Below are 18,637 nucleotides of genomic sequence, written 5' to 3' on the forward strand. Positions count from 1 at the left end.
CAGGATCTCCTTGCTGCGGTGGGTGCTCAGAGCGCGGTCACGGTCCACTGGTTGTTGGTGTTGGTGTTGGGCGCCCACAACGCGACGGTGGAGCCGGCCGAGGCGTTGCCCATGCCGTCCAGCGCGGTCCCGGTGCCGCGGTTGATGATCTGCCGGCGGCCGTTGCCGACGTCGTTGAGCCGCCACTGCTGGTTCACGCCACCGGTCCAGGCCGCCTGCCGGCACGGCGCGCCGTTGGCGGTGTTGCCGGCGCTGTCCAGCACCAGGCCGTTGGTGCGGTTGACGATGCGGACCCAGCCGCTGCCGAGGTCGGCCAGCTGCCACTGCAGGTTGCTGCTGCCGTCCCAGTTCCACTGCTTGAGCACGGAGCCGGCGGCGACGTTGCCGCCGCTGTCGAGCACCAGACCGGTGGTCGCGTTGCCGATGCGCGTCCACGTCTGCGCCGGTACCTGCGCCGTCACGCGGTAGCTGCGGCCGGCCAGGCCGGGCAGCTGGACGACGTCGGCCTCCGGCCGGGTGACGGTGACGGTGCCGCCGGTCGTGGTGTCGACGACCGTGACCGTTCCGGTGAGCGACCGGCTGCGGACCTTGACGGTGCCGTCCCGGTCGAACCGGACGGTGATCTCGGCGGCCTGTCCGCCGCTCCATCGGGCGCCCACGGTGTAGCCGCCCCGGCCGCGCAGGCCCTGCACCTGCCCTGCGGGCCAGGCCGCGGGCAGCGCCGGCAGCACGTGCAGCTCGGCGTTGTGGCTGTGCAGCAGCATCTCGGCGATGCCCGAGGTGGCGCCGAAGTTGCCGTCGATCTGAAACGGCGGGTGCAGGTCGAACATGTTCGGTGCGAGCCTGGCCGTGGTCACCAGCAGCCGCAGCAGGTCGTGCGCGCGGGTCCCTTCCTCCAGCCGCGCCCAGTAGTTGATCTTCCAGGCGAGGGACCACCCGGTGCCGTCGTCGCCGCGCAGTTCCAGGGTGCGGCGGGCGGCGTTGTACAGCGTGGGGGTGCCGCGCCTGGTGATCTGGTTGCTGGGGTGCAGGCCGTACAGGTGTGAGACGTGCCGGTGGTTCAGCTCGGTCTCGGTCCAGTCGTACAGCCACTCCTGGATGTTGCCGCGGGAGCCGACCTTCATCGGTGCGAGCCGGTCGCGGGTGGCCAGCACCCGGGTCCGCAGGTCGGCGTCGACGCCGAGCACCTGGGCGGCCTGCGCGACCGCGTTGAACAGGTCCCGCAGGATCTGGTTGTCCATGGTCGGCCCGGCGCACACGCTGACCCCCGAGTGGTGGGCGAGCTCCGGTGAGTTGGACGGGTTGGTCACCAGGTAGCGCAGTGACGGCTCCTCGACCAGGGTGTCGAGGAAGAACTGCGCGGCCCCCTTCATCGCCGGGTAGTTGGCCTGCAGGAAGGCGACGTCGCCGGTGAACTGGTAGTGCTCCCAGATCAGCGTGGACAGCCACGCGCCGCCGGTCTGCCACATGCCCCACAGCGCCCCGTCGACGACCGACGACCCGCGCCACCCGTCGGTGTTGTGGTGCGTCACCCATCCCCCGGCGCCGTACTGCACCTGGGCGGTGCGGGCCCCGGTCACCGCGAGCTCACGGATCATGCCGAACACCGGCTCGAAGCACTCCGCGAGGTTCGTCGTGTCCGCCGGCCAGTAGTTCATCGGCAGGTTGGCGTTGATCGTGTACTTGGAGTCCCACGACGGGCTCAGCGAGTCGTTCCAGATGCCCTGCAGGTTCGCCGGCTGGGTGCCCGGCCGCGAGGACGAGATCAGCAGGTACCGGCCGAACTGGAACAGCAGCGCCGCGAACTGCGGGTCGTCGGTGGAGGCGTGCCGGCTGATCCGCACGTCGGTGGGCTGGTCGGCGGCGGAGGTCCGGCCGACGTCCAGCGTCGTGCGGTTGAACAGCCGCTGGTAGTCCGCGACGTGCCGGCTGCGCAGCTGGTCCCAGGTCCGGGCGGCGGCCGCGTCGAGGAACGACCGGGCCCTGCCCTGATGATCCCCGCTCGTGTCACGATAGTTGACGTAGCTCGTGCCGATCGACACGAGCAGCGTGACGCTGTCGGCTCCGCGGACCTGCAACGTGCCGCCGGAGCTGCTGACGGTGCCGCCGTCGGCGACCGCGCGGGCGAGCCCGCGGAACCGCACCTTGCCGGTCAGCCCGCGCTGGTCGCCGCAGACCCCGTCGACGGCGGCCGTCACCGCGTCCGGGCTGGACAGCGTCGTGCGCTGGGGGCTGTCGAACGCGGCGGAGAAGGTGATTGACCCGGCCCGGTCCGCGGTCAGGCGGACCGCGATCACCTGGTCCGGCGCGCTGGCGAGCACCTCCCGCCGGAACCGCACACCGTTCTGCAGGTAGCTGACGCCGGCCACGGCCGTGGTCAGGTCGAGGAACCGCGTGTACTGCGACACGCCCGAGCCGCCGGCCGCGAACGTCAGCCGGAGGTTGCCGACCGTCTGGTACGCCAGCTGCTCCGACGGGATGCCCAGCATGTTCTGGTCGATGAGGGTCTGCGCCTGACCCCATTGGTTGGCGAACACCAGCTGCCGGATCTGGGCGAGGGCCGCGGCGCCGCGCGGGTTGCTCTGGTCGTAGGGGCCACCGGCCCACATGGTGTCCTCATTGAGCTGCAACCGCTCCACGTCGACGTTGCCGAACACCATGGCGCCGAGGCGCCCGTTGCCGACCGGCAGGGCGCGTAGCCAGTCGGTGCCGGCGGCCTGCTCGTACCACAGGGCGAGGCCGTTCGCGGCGCTGACCTCCGGCGGGGCCGCGGCCGACGCGGGTGACGCCGTCCACGGCAGTGGCAGCGCCGCGCCGGCGATCACGGCACCGGCGATCAGGACCTGTCTGCGGGTCGGGTCGGACGACGAGGGGGTGTGGTGTTCGGTGTGCTCGTGCTGCACGGGATGCTCCTTTGCCGTGGCGGACGCAACGCGGCCGCGAAGCCGCGTTGCCCGGGGAAGCGAATCGCGTCTTCTACTGCATCGAGACGTCGTCGAGGTAGAGGTTGTCCGTGCCGCTGGTGGTTTCCACGTAGAAGGTGGCGCCGGTCAGCGTGCCTGTCCACGACACCGTCGACGTGCCGGACAGCAGGGTCCAGCCGCCGGAGTTCACCGCGGTCGCCGGGGCGAGCTGGATGTAGCTGGTCGTGCCGTTCGCGGTGACGGCCAGCATCGCCTTGGCGCTCGGGCTGCCGCTGCCGGTGCGGACCCAGGCGCTCGTCGTGTAGGTCCGGCCGTTGGCCAGTTTGGACGTCACGTCCTGGCCGGGGCCGTTCCATGCGGCGGTGCGCCCGTTGATCTGCAGCGACTGGGTGCCGCCGTGCGCGGTGGCGGTGCTCGCCGACAAGGTCCCGCTGCCGAACGTCGCCCAGCCGGATGTGCCGCTCTCCATGGAACCGTTGGTGATCAGGTTCCCGTCGCCGCTCCCGCCGCCGGCGAACTGCCACCAGTTGACGTTGAACAGGTTGCCGCTGCCGCCGGTGAACTTCAGGAACAGGTCACGGGTCCCGGTCGCGCCGCTCACCGGGCAGGTGACGCTGGTCCAGTTCTGCCAGCCGCCGGTGCCCGCGACGGTGCAGGTGCCGGCGAGCGGGCCGTTCACGCCGTCGAGGCGCACTTCGATGCGGCCGCCGCTGGTGGCGGAGGCGACCCTGGCGGTGAACGACGCGGCACCGCCGCCGAACGCGACGCCCTTGACCTTGATCGAGTCGTTGTTCTCGATCCAGCCGACGTTCATACCGCCCTCGCTGGAGGCCTCGGTCTCGATGCCGGTCTCCCAGGCGATCGTCTCGGCCTCCTGCCGCACGTACGGGTTGAGCGTGCCGATCTGCGGTGCGCCCGCGCTGGTCATGGTGATCGTCGGGATGGTGCCGTCGGCGTTGTAGCTGAACCTCTCCACCGCGACGGAACGCGTGTAGCCGCCGCCGCCCGGCAGCGCGCCGTTGTGGTAGAAGAAGTACGAGCCGCCGTTGTAGTCGATGACGCCGGCGTGGTTGGTGAAGCTGCCACCCTGCGTCGGCATGACGGTGCCGCGGTAGGTCCACGGCCCGGTCGGGCCCGGGGCGGTGGAGTAGCCGATGAATTCCGAGCAGCACTTCGCCGCGAACACGTTGTAGTAGAGGCCGTTGCGTTTGTAGACCCAGGGTCCCTCCTCGTACAGGGTGGGCCGGCTCGCGTTGCCGGTGCGGGCGCCGAACCCCGACGTGGTGAGCGGGATCTGGGTCACGCCTCCGGAGTAGGAGATCATGTCGGTGTTCAGCCGCACGTACCAGAGGTTCGGGTTGCCCCAGTACAGGTAGGCCTGCCCCGTTGTCGTCGACGAAGACGGTCGGGTCGATCTCGTTGTTCTCCACCAGCGGCCTGCCGATGGCGTCGGTGAACGGCCCGGTCGGGCTGCTGGACACGCCGACGCCGATGGCCATCCGGCCGGTCGCGCGGTTCGTCACCGGCACGTACCAGTAGAACTTGCCGTTGCGGTTGACCACCTGGCCGGCCCACGCGTTGGCACTGGCCCAGCCGAACGTGGCGAGGTTCATCGGCGAACCGTGGTCGGTCCAGTTCACCATGTCGGCGGAGGAGTAGACCCGCCACTCCTTCATGGTGAAGTAGGTCGAGTTGTCCTCGTCGTGGCCGGTGTACAGGTAGACCCGGCCGTTGTACACGAGCGGTGCCGGGTCGGCGGTGTAGACGGTCTGCACGATCGGGTTGTCGGCCAGGGCCGCGGGCATGGCGGCGGCCACGACGACGGCGGTGCCGCCGAGGAGCAGGAGGCCCGCGGTGAGCAGTCCGGCGAGTCTTCGCATCGTCATCCCCTCGTCCAGCGCTGGTTCGCCGCGGCCGTGCACGTCCACAGCAGCACCACGGTGCCGTTGGCGGTGAGGTTGTGGTCGACGTCGAGGCACAGCCCGGACGCAGTGCCGCGGATGGTGCCGTCGGCGTTGAGGGTCCACTGCTGGTTGGTGCCGCCGTTGCAGTCCCACAGCTGCGCCTTGGCGCCAGCGGTGGCACCGACAGGGGCGTCGAGGCACTTGCCGAGCGCCTGCAGCGTGGCGCCGTTGACGGTCCAGCGCTGGTTGGTGCCGCCGTTGCAGTCCCAGATGACCGGCTGTGTGCCGTTGGTGGTGCTGCCGTTCGGCACGTCCAGGCAGCGTCCGGACGCAGCGCTGACCAGCGTCGACCCGGCCTGCGGTGTGGTGGTCCCGCCGCCGCTGACCCGGTACACGACGGTGCCGTGCGCCGGCACGGTCGCGCTGATGCCGCCGGTCGTCGTGCTCGTGGTGTTCGTCCACGCGTCGCGCAGCGTGAACGAGCTGCCTGACTTGCCGATCGCCGCGGCGGTCGTGCTGACCGTCGTCGCGGAGGCACTCTGGTTGAACAGGGCGACCGCGACGTCACCTCCGGCGAGCCGCTTTGCCAGGACGCGGCGGGTGCCGTCGTTGGAGACCTGGGTCGCCTGCAGGCCGAGGCTGTCCTGGTTGATCGCGATCAGGTTCTGGTTCTTCAGGATCGTCGCGGTCGCGGAGCTCTGCGAGCGGATGTCGTTGCCCGCGATGAGCGGCGAGGCCATCATCGCCCACAGCGCGAAGTGGCTGCGCATCTCGGTGTCGGTCATGCCGCCGCGGCCGACCTCGAGCATGTCGGGGTCGTTGAACCGGCCGGGCGCGGCGTAGCCGGCGAGCGGGACGGTGACGTTGACGATGTTCTGGATGCCCATCGGGTAGCCGTTGGTCTGGCCCGAGTCCCAGGTGTTCGTGATGTCCTCGGTGGTACGCCACAGGTTGGCCACGTCGCCCCAGTTGCGCTGCGGGCCGGTCTTGGCGTGGATGCTGTTCGGGTTGATGCTGTACACGATCGGCCGGCCGGTCGCGGCGAGCGCGTCGCGCATCTTCGCGAAGGTGGTGACCTGCTCGGTGATCGTGCCGCTGGGCGAGCACCAGTCGTATTTCAGGTAGTCCACGCCCCAGGCCGCGAACTGGCGGGCGTCCTGCGCCTCGTGCCCCTGCGCGCCGGTCGCGCCGGGGTAGCTGCCGAAGTACTGCGCGCAGGTCTTGTCCAGCGGCGCCTGGTAGATGCCGAACAGCAGCCCGCGGGAGTGCAGGTAGTCGCCCAGTGCCTTCATCCCGTTCGGGAACCGGCTGGCGTTGGCCTGCAGGTTGCCCTGCGCGTCGCGGGTCGAGTTCATCCAGCAGTCGTCGACGACCACGTACTTGTAGCCCAGGTCCCGCATCCCGCTGCTGACGATCGAGTCGGCCATCTGCCGGATCAACCCGTCATTGATGTTGCAGCCGAACGTGTTCCAACTGTTCCAACCCATCGGCGGCGTGCGGGCCACGCCGTTCTCCAGGGCCTGCGCGTCCGGGCCGCGAACGACGGCGGCGAGGATGCCCGCGGTCAGCACGGCCGCCGCGGCCGCGAGGACACCGATACGTCTCATGCTCATCTCCTTGTCCAGCGCTGGTTCGCCGCCGCGGTGCAGGTCCACAGCTGTACGGGGGTGTTGTTGGCGGTGGCGTTGCCGGCGACGTCGAGGCACAGGCCCGACTGCGCGTTGCTGATCGTGCCGTTGGCGTTGAGGCTCCAGCGCTGGTTCGTCCCGCCGCGGCAGTCCCACAGCTGGACCTTGCTGCCGGCGGTCGCGCCGGTGGGCGAGTCGAGACACTTGCCGAGCGACTGCAGCGCCTGGCCGTTGAGCGTCCAGCGCTGGTTGGCCGCGCCGTTGCAGTCCCAGATGATCGGCTGGGTGCCGTTGGCCGAGTTGCTCCCCGGCACGTCGAGGCAGCGCCCGGAGGCGGCGCTCACCAGCGTGTTGCCGGTGCCGCCGGTCGGGGTGGAAGGGCTGGTGGGGGTGCCCGGGTCGCCGATGCTGCCGGGGACGGCCCGCAGCGCGGTGAACCAGGTGGCGGCCATCTTGTCGTAGCCGCCGGCGGTGGGGTGGATACCGTCGATGAGGTCGGCGGTGGTCAGCGCGGCGTGCAGGTCGACGAAGTGGACCCGCTTGCCGGCGTTGACCTTGCTCTGCACCATGCCGGGGATGGTGGCGTTGAAGGTGCGGGCCGCCGTCTCCTGGCCGCTGTTGCTCAGCGGGATGATGCTGGCGACGAACACGTCGGCGTTCGGCGCGGCGGCGGTGATGTGGTCGACGAGGGTGGAGAGCCGGCCGGGCGCGCCGCCCACGTTGGAGTTCTGCAGGATGTCGTTGGTGCCGATGTGCAGCAGGACGGTGCGCGGGGTGGTGGTGCGCAGCCAGCCGGTGATGTTGGCGTCGATCTGGTCGATCCGCCAGCCGGGGTGGCCTTCGTGGTCGTGGTCCCACAGCGATGCCGGCCCGTTGAACTGGGAGCCGACGAAGTCGTTGCGGTAGCCGCCGGCGGCGAGCCGCTGCCACAGGCCGGTGCGGTAGCCGCCGGGGACCTGGGTGCCCTCGGTGATCGAGTCGCCGAGCGGCATGATCCGTACGCCGCCGTTGGACTCCGCCGAGGCGGGAGCGGTCAGGGCCGCGGCGCCCGCCGCGGTGAGCGCGGCGGTCAGGGCCGCGGCGATGAGCCAGTGTCGTGCCGTGCGCATGGCGGTGCCTCCTGAAAGGGAGGGCCGGCCGCCCCGGGAGGCGGCCGGCCGGGGGAACGACTAGCGCTGCAGGGTCAGCACGCCCGGGCGGTACGGCAGCAGGCCGTAGTCGCCGCCGGAGCTCGGCGCGCGGCCCTGGTACAGCAGCTGCAGGTTGCACGGGTCGACGGTCTTGGTCTGGTCGGGGTTGCTGCGGACCAGGTCGCCGTGGCTGATGTCGTTGGTCCAGGTCGCGCCGCTGTTGGCCTTACCCGCGAACGGGTTGCTCTCGGTGGCGGCCTGCGGGGTCCACGAGCCGCTCAGGCTGGAGGACGTGAACGAGCGGAAGTAGCGGCCCTGGCCGCCGATGGCCTCGACGAGCATGAGGTACTGGTTCTGGCCCTGCACCTTGTACACCTCGACGCCCTCGAACAGGTTGTTCGTCGTGTCGCTCATGATCTGGGTGTAGGAGGAGCCGAAGCTGCCGGGGAAGTTCCCGATCGGCATGCTCGCCCGGTAGATCTTGCCGTTGTCACCGGCGAAGAACAGGTACATGGTCGTGCTGTCGCCGATGATGGTCTGGTCGATCGGACCGGTACCGGAGCCGGAGATGCTGCCGGAGAACAGCGTCTGCGGCGCGGACCAGCCGTTGGCGTTCGTCGGGTCGCTGGAGGTGCGGTAGTTGAACGCGGCCCCGCCCCACTGGTAGGTGAGGACCCAGATGTTCTTCGGCGCGAAGTAGAACAGGGTCGGCGCGACCGCTCCGAAGTTCATGCCGTTCTGGGCAGCGGAGCCCATGTCGGACCAGTTGGTGAAGAGCCCGAAGTTCATCGATCCCCACGTCGACCCGGTGTCGTGCGTCGTGGCGTAGACGAGGTGCCGGCCGTTGTAGACGACGTTGGTGAAGTCCTTCAGCGACACCCAGCCCGACTTCGGGTTGGCCAGCGAACCGGTCGACGACCAGCGGTACGTCGACGGCAGTGTGCAGCCGCTGCCCGTGGTGCCGGGGGTGGTCGGGGTGGTGCCGCCGACGCGGACGAGCTGCCACTGCTGGTTGTTGCCGCCCCAGTCGGCGTACTGCACGACGTTGCCGCCGTCCGCGGTCGAGGCGCCCTGCACCTCGAGGGCCTTGCCGGAGTTGCGGTTGATCAGCCGCACGTACCCGCCGGAGGAGTCCGACAGCCGCCACTGCTGATTGGTGCCGTTCAGGTCGCTCCACTGCACGACGGACGCGCCGTCGGCGGTGGAGAAGTTGTACACGTCCAGGACCTTGGAGGACAGCTTGGACTTCAGGCGGTAGTAGCCGCCGCCGGAGTCCACGAACTGCCACTGCTGCTGCGCCTGGTCGTTGCGCGTCCACTGGGTGATCCGAGCGCCGTCGTTGGTCGCCAGGTTGTACACGTCGAGGGCCTTGCCGCTGTTGCGGTTCACCAGGACGTACGACGCGCTGGTGTCCACGGTGGCGGCCGCGGCGGAGGTCATGTTGACGGCGGTCACGACGGCGCCGGCGAGCGCTGTCACGACCACGGCGGTGAGGCCGAGGCGTCTGTTCATGCGGGGTGTGCTCCTTGGGAGGGTCAGATGCGGACGAGTTGCCATTGCTGGTTGTTGCCGCCCCAGTCGGCGTACTGCACGACGTTGCCGCCGTCGGCCGTCGAGGCGCCCTGCACCTCGAGGGCCTTGCCGCTGTTGCGGTTGATCAGCCGCACGTAGCCGTTGCCGGAGTCCGCGAGGCGCCACTGCTGGTTGGTGCCGTTGCCGTCGGTCCACTGCACGACCGACCCACCGTCGGCGGTGGAGAAGTTGTAGACGTCCAGCACCTTGCCGGAGTGCCGGGACTTGATCCGGTAGTAGCCGCCGCCGGAGTCGACGAACTGCCACTGCTGGTTGTTGCCGTTGGTGCGCGCCCACTGCGTGATCCGGCCGCCGTCGGCGGTGGAGAAGTTGTAGACGTCGACGGCCTTGCCGCTGTTGCGGTTGACGAGCACGTACCAGGCGCTGGTGTCGACGCCGGTGGATCCGGTCGGGTTGGGGTTGGTGCCGGCGTTGAGCGCGGTGAGCGTCGAGGTGTAGGCGGCCTTCTTCGCGCCGGAGGCGTTGAACAGCAACGGGTTCTCGCCGGTGCGCCAGGAGTCGCTGTCGCGGATGCCCCACACGGTGATGCCGGTGCAGCGGGTGACGGCGAGGCAGGCCTTGACCACGTTGGCGTACGCCTGCGCCTGGTTGCTGCCGGAGATGTCGAGCTCGGTGATCTGCACGTCGACGCCGAGGTCGGCGAAGCGTTGCAGGTTGGCCTGGTAGTCCCCGGACGGCAGGCCGCCGAGGTGGGACTGGAAGCCGACGCAGTCGATCGGCACGCCGCGGGACTTGAAGTCGCGGACCATGTTGTAGATGCCGGTGCTCTTGGCGTTGACGCCGTCGGTGTTGTAGTCGTTGTAGCAGAGCTTCGCGGCCGGGTCGGCGGCCCGCGCGGTGCGGAACGCGACCTCGATCCAGTCGTTGCCGGTGCGCTGCAGGTTGGAGTCGCGCCGGCCTCCGCCGCCGCCGTCGGCGAACGCCTCGTTCACCACGTCCCAGGCGTAGATCCTGCCTTTGAAGTGCGTCGCGACCTGGGTGATGTGGTTGACCATCGCGGTGCGCAGCGCGCTGCCGGACATGTTCTGCGCCCAGCCGGGCTGCTGGGAGTGCCAGGCCAGGGTGTGCCCGCGGACCTTCTGGCCGTGTGCCTGGGCGTGCGCGACGATCTGGTCGGCGCCGGTGTAGCGGAACTGCCCCTGCGACGGCTCGGTCGCGTCCCATTTCATCTCGTTCTCGGGCGTGACGGCATTGAACTCGCGGTCGAGGATGCCGGTGTACGTGCTGTCACCGAGTTTCCCGGCGGCGACGGCGGCGCCGAAGTAGCGGCCCTTCTCCGCCGCTGAGGTGCCCAGCGTGGTGCCGGCGTCGGCGGAGCCGTTGAACAACACCGCGGTGCCGGCGGCGACCACGGTCGCCGCGATCAGCGGCAGGATCACACGTTTGCGCACGATCGGTCCTTCCTACGGGGTGGTCATCTCGAAGCGGCGCACGGTGACGGCGCCGCCGAGCGCGCGGGTGGCGTGGTTGAAGATCGCGTAGCGGTAGCCCATGAAGAACTGCCACGCGTTGTTGAGCGTCAGCGCGGAGCCGAGCGGGGTGAAGGTCGTGCCGTCGGTGCTGTAGGAGAACCTGGCCTGCCGGCCGCTGCCGGGCCGGATGTCGGCGGTGGCCCGCAGCCAGATCCGTCCGCCGGAGACCGCAGCGCTCGCCGCTTCCGTGCCGGTGCTGCTGGTGCCCCAGCTGCTGTTCATGGTCAGGCCGTTGACCATCGAGACCCGGGTGGTGCCGCCGTCGCGCCGGACGCCGATCCACGCCGAGGAGTCGCGCAGCATCGCCAGGCCGGTCCGGTCGCCGTCGGCCATCGTGGAGTAGTCCAGTTCGATGGTCGCCGTCGACGTCGGGCCCTGGATGCGGTGGGTCAGGGTGTTGCGGGCCGCGTACAGGTCGTTGGTGACGGTGGCGGTCTGCAGCCGCAGCCCGCTGCCGGTGGAGAACTTCGACGTGTCGGGGTTGTGGTTCCACTCCCACTGCGAGCCGAGCGCCGCGGACGTGAACGTGTCGGCGCCGGTCATCGGCTTGACCGTCTTCGTCGTGCTGATGTTCGGCTTCGGGTAGGTGGCGCCCCAGCCGCCGTTGACGGTCTGCACGACCGGCCAGCCGTCGGCGGTCCAGGTGATCGGCGCGAGCGCGGGGACGCGGCCGCCGGGGTAGGCGTCCACGAAGGACATGTAGTACCAGTCGCCGTTCTGCGTCTGCACGAGGCCGCCCTGGTGCGGGGTGCCGCCACCGGAGATCGGGCTCGGCATGTTCAGCAGGACCTGCCGCATCTCGTACGGGCCCCACGGGCTGCTCGACTTGAGGATGTACTGCCCGTTGGCGGGCCGGGTGACGAAGATGTAGTAGCTGCCGTTGCGCTTGTAGAACCGCGAACCCTCCAGGGTCCCCACGCTCGACGGCGTGGTGAACACCTGCTGGGTCCGGACCTGGCTGAGCCCGTCGGCGGACAGCTGGGCCACGCTGAGGGTGCTGTTGCCGTACGCGACGTACATGGTGTCGTTGTCGTCGACGAGCAGGCCCGCGTCGTAGTAGCAGTTGTTGATCTGCGACCGCTTCTGCCAGGTGCCGTCCACGGCGGAGGCCGTGTAGACGTAGGTCCGGTTGAACTCGACGCAGCCGAGCCAGTAGTAGGTGCTGTTGCTCTTGCGGTAGTTCAGCGTCGAGGCCCAGATGCCCTTGACGTAGGCGCGGCCGCCGCTGAGGTCGTAGTTGCCGGAGCCGAAGTCGAGTCTGGGCACCGAGTGTCCGGCGTACTCCCAGTTGACCAGGTCGTAGGAGCGCAGGATCGGCGCGCCCGGCGAGTAGTGCATGGTGGAGGCGGAGTAGTAGTAGGCGTCGCCGACCCGGATGATGTCGCCGTCGGCGAAGTCCTGCCACACCACCGGGTTGGTGTACTGCCCGGAGGGCGGGTTCGAGGTCGGGGTGGTGCCGCCGACGCGGACGAGCTGCCACTGCTGGTTGTTGCCGCCCCAGTCGGTGTACTGCACGATGTTGCCGCCGTCCGCGGTGGAGGCGCCCTGCACCTCGAGGGCCTTGCCGCTGTTGCGGTTGATCAGCCGCACGTAGCCGTCGGCGGAGTCGGCGAGGCGCCACTGCTGGTTGGTGCCGTTGCCGTCGGTCCACTGCACGACCGACGCGCCGTCGGCGGTGGAGAGGTTGTAGACGTCGAGGACCTTGCCGGACAGCTTGGACTTCAGGCGGTAGTAGCCGCCGCCGGAGTCCACGAACTGCCACTGCTGGTTGTTCGCGTCGCTGCGCGCCCACTGGGTGATCCGCGCACCGTCGTTGGTGGCGAAGTTGTACACGTCGAGGGCCTTGCCGCTGTTGCGGTTCACCAGGACGTACGACGCGCTGGTGTCCACGGTGGCCGCGGCCGCGCCGGTCATGTTGAGCACGATGCCGCCGGCGGCGGCGAGGACGGTGGCCAGCAGGACGCCGGCAGCGATTCGCCAGCGGCGTGGCCGGCGGGCGGCCGGTGGTGGCGGAGTGTGCGGTTGCATGGGGGCTGCTCCTTCGGTCGAGAGCCCGCCCGCCCTTCCCAGGATGTTGTGTTAGCGCTAACAGGATGCTGCGGAAACGGCGGATTTCCGTCGCACATCAGGGGGTCAAGCGCACAGGGAGCGTCGGCGGGAGCGCTCACATCTCGTTTCGCGAGGTTGCCAGAAGCATGCGGAACAATCAAGTTCTGTCTGGCAGATCCTATTTTCGAAACTCGCCGATTTGCGCATAACAGCAGCTCAGGGCCACGATCCGACATGAACCGCACGGTGAAAGCGCCGAATTCAATGAACGACCTCCGACACCCGGCGAGGATAACAATTTCTGCCGGGACAATTTTTCGTTATCCGGAGCCCGGCGGGATGGTCGCATCAATGACCCCTTGACGGAACATGCCGATTCACGCAGATTGGGTTTCCGTGACATTCCACGCCCCCACCAACGGCCGGTGAGCCCGGAGGCGGCACGCAGGACCAGCGCGCGGGCAGCCGTCATCAAGGACGTCGCGCGGCTCGCGGGGGTCTCGCACCAGACGGTCTCCAGGGTGCTCAACGACTCCCCCGATGTCAGCGCACATACCCGCGAGCGGGTGCTGCAAGCGGTGCGGCAGCTGCGGTACCGGCCGAACGCCATGGCGCGTGGGCTCGCCGGACGCAGGTCGCGCATCGTCGGGGTGGTCAGCTTCGACACCAGGCTCTACGGCCCGGCATCCACCCTGCTCGGTGTCGAACGCGCTGCCCGCGGCGCCGGCTACGGGGTCAGCATCGCCATGCTGGAGCGCCTCGACGACGCCGGCGTGCGGTCCGCGATCGGCGCGCTCATCCAGCAGGCGGTGGCCGGGATCGTCGTCATCGCCCCTCAGGCCGCAACCGCGGCGGCGCTGCGCAACCTGCCCGACGGGATGGCCGCCGTGGTCACCGAGGCGGAGCCCGGAACCGCGGTCCCGTCCATCTCCGTCGACCAGGTCACCGGCGCCAGGATCGCCGTCGAGCACCTGCTGTCGCTCGGCCACCGCCGGGTCGTGCACCTGTCCGGTCCGGGCGGCCGGCTGGAATCGCACGGCCGTATCCAGGGCTGGCGCGAGGCGCTGAGCGATGCCGGCATCGTCGCGCCGGAGCCGATCACCGGCGACTGGAGCGCCCACTGCGGGTACCGCGCCGGCCTGCTCCTCGCCGACGATCCTGGCGTCACCGCGGTGTTCGCCGGCAACGACCAGATGGCGCTCGGGCTCATGCGCGCGTTCGACGAGCGCGGCGTCCAGGTCCCGCACGACGTGAGCATCGTCGGGTTCGACGACATCCCGGAAGCGGAGTTCCTGTGCCCTCCCCTGACCACGATCCGTCAGGACTTCGACGAGGTCGGCCGGCGCTGCATCGCCGCACTGCTGCGGCTCCTCGATGCCCACGCACCCGGAGGTCCCGACCGAGCCGCACCGGACCCGACCGTGGCCCCTGCACTCATCGTCCGCTCCAGTACCGCCCCGTCCCGGCGCCCGTCTCGCTGACGGCCTTGTGCCGTTCCGGCGCGGTCGGCTCGCCGCCGGGAGGGGACGGCCGGGTGCGGCCCGGTTGCCGCCCGGTCACGACCTGTCCGGCCGGCCGACACCGGCCGGTCAGTCCGTGTCAGGCACCCGGGCATTTCCGCATGGCGGCCGGTGACGCAGCGGTCCGGAGTGGTCACCGTTGAGGTGTCGGAAGATCACTCCATGGATGAGCGCGCATACCGTGAAGTTCAGCAAGAGTCTGCGGGCCGCGGCCGGAATGCTGCTGGCACCCGCCGCGGTCGCCCTCGCCGCCACCCCGGCGAACGCGGTGGTCAAGACCGCGGACACGACGGCCTCGGCGACCACCCTGACCCAGGTGCGGTCGGCCATCGGCGCCGACACCGGCGCCGCGGCCGCCCTGACCGGCAAGGGCGTCGGCGTCGCGCTCATCGACACCGGCGTCGCGGCCGTGCCGGGGCTGCCCGCCGCGAACATCGTCAACGGGCCCGACCTGTCGTTCGAGTCGCAGGCCCCGAACCTGCGCTACCTCGACACGTACGGGCACGGGACGCACATGGCAGGCATCATCGTCGGCAACGACACCGCCTCCGGCGCGAAAGGCATCGCCCCCGGCGTCAAGCTCACCTCGGTCAAGATCGGCACCGCGACAGGCTCGGTCGACGTGTCGCAGATGATCGCCGCGATCGACTGGGTCGTCGAGCACCGCAACGACGACACCGCCAACCCGATCCGGGTGCTGAACCTGTCCTACGGCTCCGGCGGTGCCACCCAGTCATGGACCGACCCGCTGCAGTTCGCGGTGCAGAAGGCGTGGAAGGCCGGCATCGTGGTCGTCGCCGCCGCGGGCAACAACGGCAACAGCGCGGGTGCGCTGACCAACCCGGCGATGGACGACTCGATCCTGTCCGTCGGCGCGACCGCCACCAACGGCACCGCGACCACCGCCGACGACACCCTGGCAGCATTCACGAACCTCGCCACCGGTGCCGCCGGGCAGGTGGACCTGCTCGCGCCGGGCACGTCGATCGCGTCGCTGCGCGACCCGGGCTCCAACGTCGACAACCTGTACCCGTCGGCGCGGGTCGGCGACACCCTGTTCAAGGGCAGCGGCACCTCCCAGGCCACCGCGGTCGTGTCCGCCGCGGCGGCGCTGCTGCTGCAGTCCAAGCCCGCCGCCACCCCTGACCAGGTCAAGACCTGGCTGGTCAAGGGCGGCACCGCACTCACCACCGGCACCGCGAAGACCCTCGGCCTGACCGCGCTCAACGTCAACGGCGCGCTCGCCCGCACCGGCACCACCGCCACCGCGTACACCGGGTACCTTTCCAGCGGCACCGGATCGCTGCAGGGCTCCCGCGGCACCGCCGGTCTGACCCTCGACGGCGTGAAGCTCACCGGCGAGAAGACCGTCTGGGGCAGCTTCTCCACCTCGCAGTGGGCGAAGTCGACCACCCCGGCGTGGTCCGGTGGCCTGTGGCTCGGATACCGCCTCGCCGGCGACGGCTGGACCGGCTCGTCCTGGGCGTCCAAGACGTGGGCGGCCGGCACCTGGACCGCGGCGCCGTGGGCCGGCAGCGCGGCCACCGGCTGGACCGACCCCGCGTGGTCGGGCCGCACCTGGTCCGGCCGCACCTGGTCGGCCGGCACCTGGTCGGGCCGCACCTGGTCCAGCGACGGCTGGTCGGGCGGCACCTGGTCGTAGCCACCACGTCGTGCGGGTGCCCGCGCAACCACCCGGGGCCGGCATAGCGGACCCGCACCCGCGTTACCGGACGGGACGGGCCGGCGCGGGTTCGGCGGGCGGTGCCTGCGTTGCCATCTCCAGCCGCCCCGCGTCGACCAGGCGGATCAGGGCCGGTATCGCCTGCGTGATGACGTCGCTGTCGTGCGGGTCCAGGTGCTCGAACAACGTGTCGAGGGTCGCGGCGTGATAGGCGAAGGTGCGGGCGCGCAGCTCGCGACCGGCCGTGGTGAGCTCCACGAGCACGGCCCGCCCGTCGCCGGGGTCGGCCACGCGCCGCACAAGGCCGCCCTTCTCCATCCGGCCGACCAGCTGCGTCATGCCCGGCTGGGAGACCCGGGCCAGCCGGGCCAGGTCGGTCACCCGTCCGGCACCGTGCTCCGACAGCAGCCGCAGCACGGTCAGCGCGACCGAACTCGGCTGCTCCGGCCCTTGCAGCTGGCGTAGCAGGTCGACCAGCCCCGACACCACCGGCAGCAGCTGTGACCCGCGACTCGCACCGGACTCCATTTGCATAACCCCATTATGCACCTAGAGTGGGAACCGCTGATGCTCCATCCTGGCGGCTGCACCGAGCGACGACTGGACGCCCCCGCACCGCCCGCATCCTGTCTCCGCGGAGGTGAACCGGTGAGTTCCGCTGCAGCCGGTCAGTCGTTGTTCAAGCAGCCCCGGGCGGTCTTCGCGGTCGCCTTCGCCTGCGTGGTCAGCTTCATGGGCATCGGGCTGGTCGATCCGATCCTGCCGGCCCTGTCCGACAAGCTGAGCGCCACGCCCAGCCAGGTCAGCCTGCTGTTCACCAGCTACCTGCTGGTCACCGCGGTCGCCATGCTCTTCACCGGCTGGGTCGCCAGCCGCATCGGCGCCAAGGCGACCCTCATCACCGGCCTCAGCCTCATCGTCGTCTTCGCCGCGCTGGCCGGCCTGTCCGGCTCGATCGGCGGCATCGTCGGCTTCCGGGCCGGCTGGGGCCTCGGCAACGCGCTGTTCATCGCCACCAGCCTGGCGGTCATCGTCGCCTCCGCCACCGGCGGCTTCGCCGGCGCCATCGTCCTCTACGAGGCGGCCCTGGGTCTCGGCATCGCCGCCGGTCCGCTCATCGGCGGCCTGCTGGGCAACATCAGCTGGCGCGGCCCGTTCTTCGGCGTCTCCGTGCTCATGGCGATCGCCCTGCTGGCCACCGTCATCCTGGTCGAGCCGACCCCGAAACCGGCCCGGCCCACCCCACTGTCCGCACCGATCCGGGCCCTGCGGCACCGCAGCCTGCTCACCATGGGCATCACCGCGCTGCTGTACAACTGGGGCTTCTTCACCATGCTCGGCTACGCCCCGTACCCGATGAAGCTCAACGAGATCCAGCTCGGCTTCGTCTTCTTCGCCTGGGGACTGCTGCTGGCCTTCTTCTCCATCACCGGCGCGCCCTGGCTGCAGCGCAGATTCGGCACCGCACCGTCGCTCTACGGCGCGCTCAGCGCGTTCGCGGTGCTGCTCCTGCTGATCGGCGTGTTCACCGACAACCGCTGGACCGTCATCGTCTGCGTCGTGCTGTCCGGCGTCATGGCCGGCATCAACAACACGCTGACCACCCAGGCCGTCATGCTGGTCTCACCGGTCGAACGCCCGGTCGCCTCGGCCGCGTACGGGTTCGTCCGCTTCATCGGCGGCGGCCTGGCACCGTACGCCGCCGGCAAGATGGTCGACCAGTGGAACATCCACGTGCCGTTCGTCATCGGCGCGGTCGCCGTCGTGCTCGGCGTCCTCGTCCTGTCGACCGGCCACAAGCCCCTCACCGCGGCCGACGCCGCAATGGCGGCCGACACGCCCCACGGCACCGGCGACGAGGTTGCCGGCGAGGTCGCCGACGAGTTCGGCGGCGCCCCGGACGCCATCGACTACGAAAAGACCGTCGAGCGCCGCTGACCGGCACTGACCTCCGCCGCCGTTGCACCGGGCCTCCGGCGGGACATGTAAGCCCGGTCCGGCACTGCGCGGCGACGCGACCACCTACGGCCGCGACCGGGCCATCGCCACCACCTTGACCCAGACCGCACCCGGCCTTCCCGCCCTCGTCCGCGCCGCCCGCTTCGCTGCGTTGACGGCCGGTCGGCGGGCCACACAACCTGACGAAGGGTCAGTAGGGTGTCCCGGGTGCGCCGTCTTCGCCTCATCATGCCGCTTGTCGCCGCTCTCGCCGGCGCTGCCGCCTGCACCGAGTCACGGACTCCGGTCGCTGCTCCCGCCGTCACCACCTCGGCCCTGCCGTCGGCCGTCTCGCCATCCGCGGTCGCCAGTACCCCGGCCGGGCCGATCGTGCTGGCCTTCACGGCGAAGACCTTGACGGGCACCGAGTTCACCGGCACCAGCCTCGCCGGGAAGCCGGCCGTGCTGTGGTTCTGGTCGCCGTCGTCCACGATGTGCGACGAGCAGGCCGTGGGCGTCAGGAGGACCGCGAAGGGGTTCGCCGGCATGGTCAACGTCGTCGGCATCGCGATCGAGGGGGACGCGGCCGCGCAGCGCCAGTTCATCGACAAGTGGGAGCTCGGCGGGTTGCCACACCTGCCCGACGCTGACGGCACGCTGGCGAAGCGGTTCAGCATCACGGGTCCGGGCACGTTCGTCATGATCGACCGCGCCGGTGAGATCGACGAGGTCGGGACATTCAACAGCGACCGCCTGCTGAAGCGCGTCGACCTGCTCACGCAATGACCGGTGCGG

11 protein-coding genes and 3 pseudogenes are annotated in these 18,637 nt (G+C 70.2%); 4 read left to right on the forward strand and 10 right to left on the reverse strand.

Annotated elements, in window-relative coordinates; translation table 11 throughout:
- Positions 1–26 precede the first annotated feature (26 nt).
- The 9 genes and pseudogenes from ACZ6TV_RS44165 to ACZ6TV_RS44205 all read right to left on the reverse strand — a co-directional run bounded on the left by ACZ6TV_RS44165 (position 27) and on the right by ACZ6TV_RS44205 (position 12,679).
- Positions 27–2,903, reverse strand: coding sequence for a glycosyl hydrolase family 95 catalytic domain-containing protein (locus tag ACZ6TV_RS44165; RefSeq protein WP_465305588.1), 2,877 nt, complete (start codon positions 2,901–2,903; stop codon positions 27–29).
- Positions 2,904–2,976: 73 nt separating this feature from the next.
- Entirely contained in the window at positions 2,977–4,266 is a 1,290-nt protein-coding gene (locus tag ACZ6TV_RS44170) for a carbohydrate-binding protein (RefSeq protein WP_465305590.1), read from the reverse strand.
- Between the two features lie 94 nt (positions 4,267–4,360).
- Positions 4,361–4,810 (reverse strand): annotated as a pseudogene (locus ACZ6TV_RS44175) (family 43 glycosylhydrolase); the annotation flags it as partial.
- Complete coding sequence (locus tag ACZ6TV_RS44180) at positions 4,807–6,435, reverse strand: glycoside hydrolase family 27 protein (RefSeq protein ID WP_465305592.1); 1,629 nt, start codon at positions 6,433–6,435, stop codon at positions 4,807–4,809. The gene ACZ6TV_RS44180 and the pseudogene ACZ6TV_RS44175, both read right to left, overlap by 4 nt.
- 2 nt (positions 6,436–6,437) lie before the next feature.
- A complete protein-coding gene (locus ACZ6TV_RS44185) occupies positions 6,438–7,565 on the reverse strand; it encodes a ricin-type beta-trefoil lectin domain protein (RefSeq protein ID WP_465305594.1) in 1,128 nt (375 codons plus the stop codon).
- A 60-nt stretch (positions 7,566–7,625) separates the two neighbouring features.
- Entirely contained in the window at positions 7,626–9,098 is a 1,473-nt protein-coding gene (locus tag ACZ6TV_RS44190; RefSeq protein WP_465305596.1) for a non-reducing end alpha-L-arabinofuranosidase family hydrolase, read from the reverse strand.
- Between the two features lie 26 nt (positions 9,099–9,124).
- A pseudogene (locus ACZ6TV_RS44195) lies at positions 9,125–9,652 on the reverse strand (RICIN domain-containing protein); the annotation flags it as partial.
- 9 nt (positions 9,653–9,661) lie between these two features.
- Positions 9,662–10,570 (reverse strand): annotated as a pseudogene (locus tag ACZ6TV_RS44200) (glycoside hydrolase family 10 protein); the annotation flags it as partial.
- 12 nt (positions 10,571–10,582) lie between these two features.
- Positions 10,583–12,679 (reverse strand): family 43 glycosylhydrolase, encoded by a 2,097-nt coding sequence (locus ACZ6TV_RS44205; protein ID WP_465305598.1) that lies wholly within the window; start codon positions 12,677–12,679, stop codon positions 10,583–10,585.
- A gap of 446 nt (positions 12,680–13,125) precedes the next feature.
- On the opposite strand from ACZ6TV_RS44205, the gene ACZ6TV_RS44210 reads away from it, so the two are divergent.
- Both ACZ6TV_RS44210 and ACZ6TV_RS44215 read left to right on the forward strand, forming a co-directional pair.
- Positions 13,126–14,181 (forward strand): LacI family DNA-binding transcriptional regulator, encoded by a 1,056-nt coding sequence (locus ACZ6TV_RS44210; RefSeq protein ID WP_465305600.1) that lies wholly within the window; start codon positions 13,126–13,128, stop codon positions 14,179–14,181.
- A gap of 205 nt (positions 14,182–14,386) precedes the next feature.
- Complete coding sequence (locus ACZ6TV_RS44215) at positions 14,387–15,883, forward strand: S8 family serine peptidase (RefSeq protein WP_465305602.1); 1,497 nt, start codon at positions 14,387–14,389, stop codon at positions 15,881–15,883.
- A gap of 63 nt (positions 15,884–15,946) precedes the next feature.
- Here ACZ6TV_RS44215 and ACZ6TV_RS44220 read toward each other — a convergent pair whose 3' ends face one another.
- Positions 15,947–16,438, reverse strand: coding sequence for a MarR family winged helix-turn-helix transcriptional regulator (locus ACZ6TV_RS44220; protein WP_465305604.1), 492 nt, complete (start codon positions 16,436–16,438; stop codon positions 15,947–15,949).
- A gap of 114 nt (positions 16,439–16,552) precedes the next feature.
- On the opposite strand from ACZ6TV_RS44220, the gene ACZ6TV_RS44225 reads away from it, so the two are divergent.
- On the forward strand, positions 16,553–17,842 hold the full coding sequence (locus tag ACZ6TV_RS44225; RefSeq protein ID WP_465305606.1) for an MFS transporter: 1,290 nt from the start codon (positions 16,553–16,555) through the stop codon (positions 17,840–17,842).
- A 228-nt stretch (positions 17,843–18,070) separates the two neighbouring features.
- Positions 18,071–18,628 (forward strand): peroxiredoxin family protein, encoded by a 558-nt coding sequence (locus tag ACZ6TV_RS44230; protein WP_465305608.1) that lies wholly within the window; start codon positions 18,071–18,073, stop codon positions 18,626–18,628.
- Positions 18,629–18,637 lie beyond the last annotated feature (9 nt).

This window comes from Dactylosporangium sp. NPDC051087, from assembly GCF_055586325.1.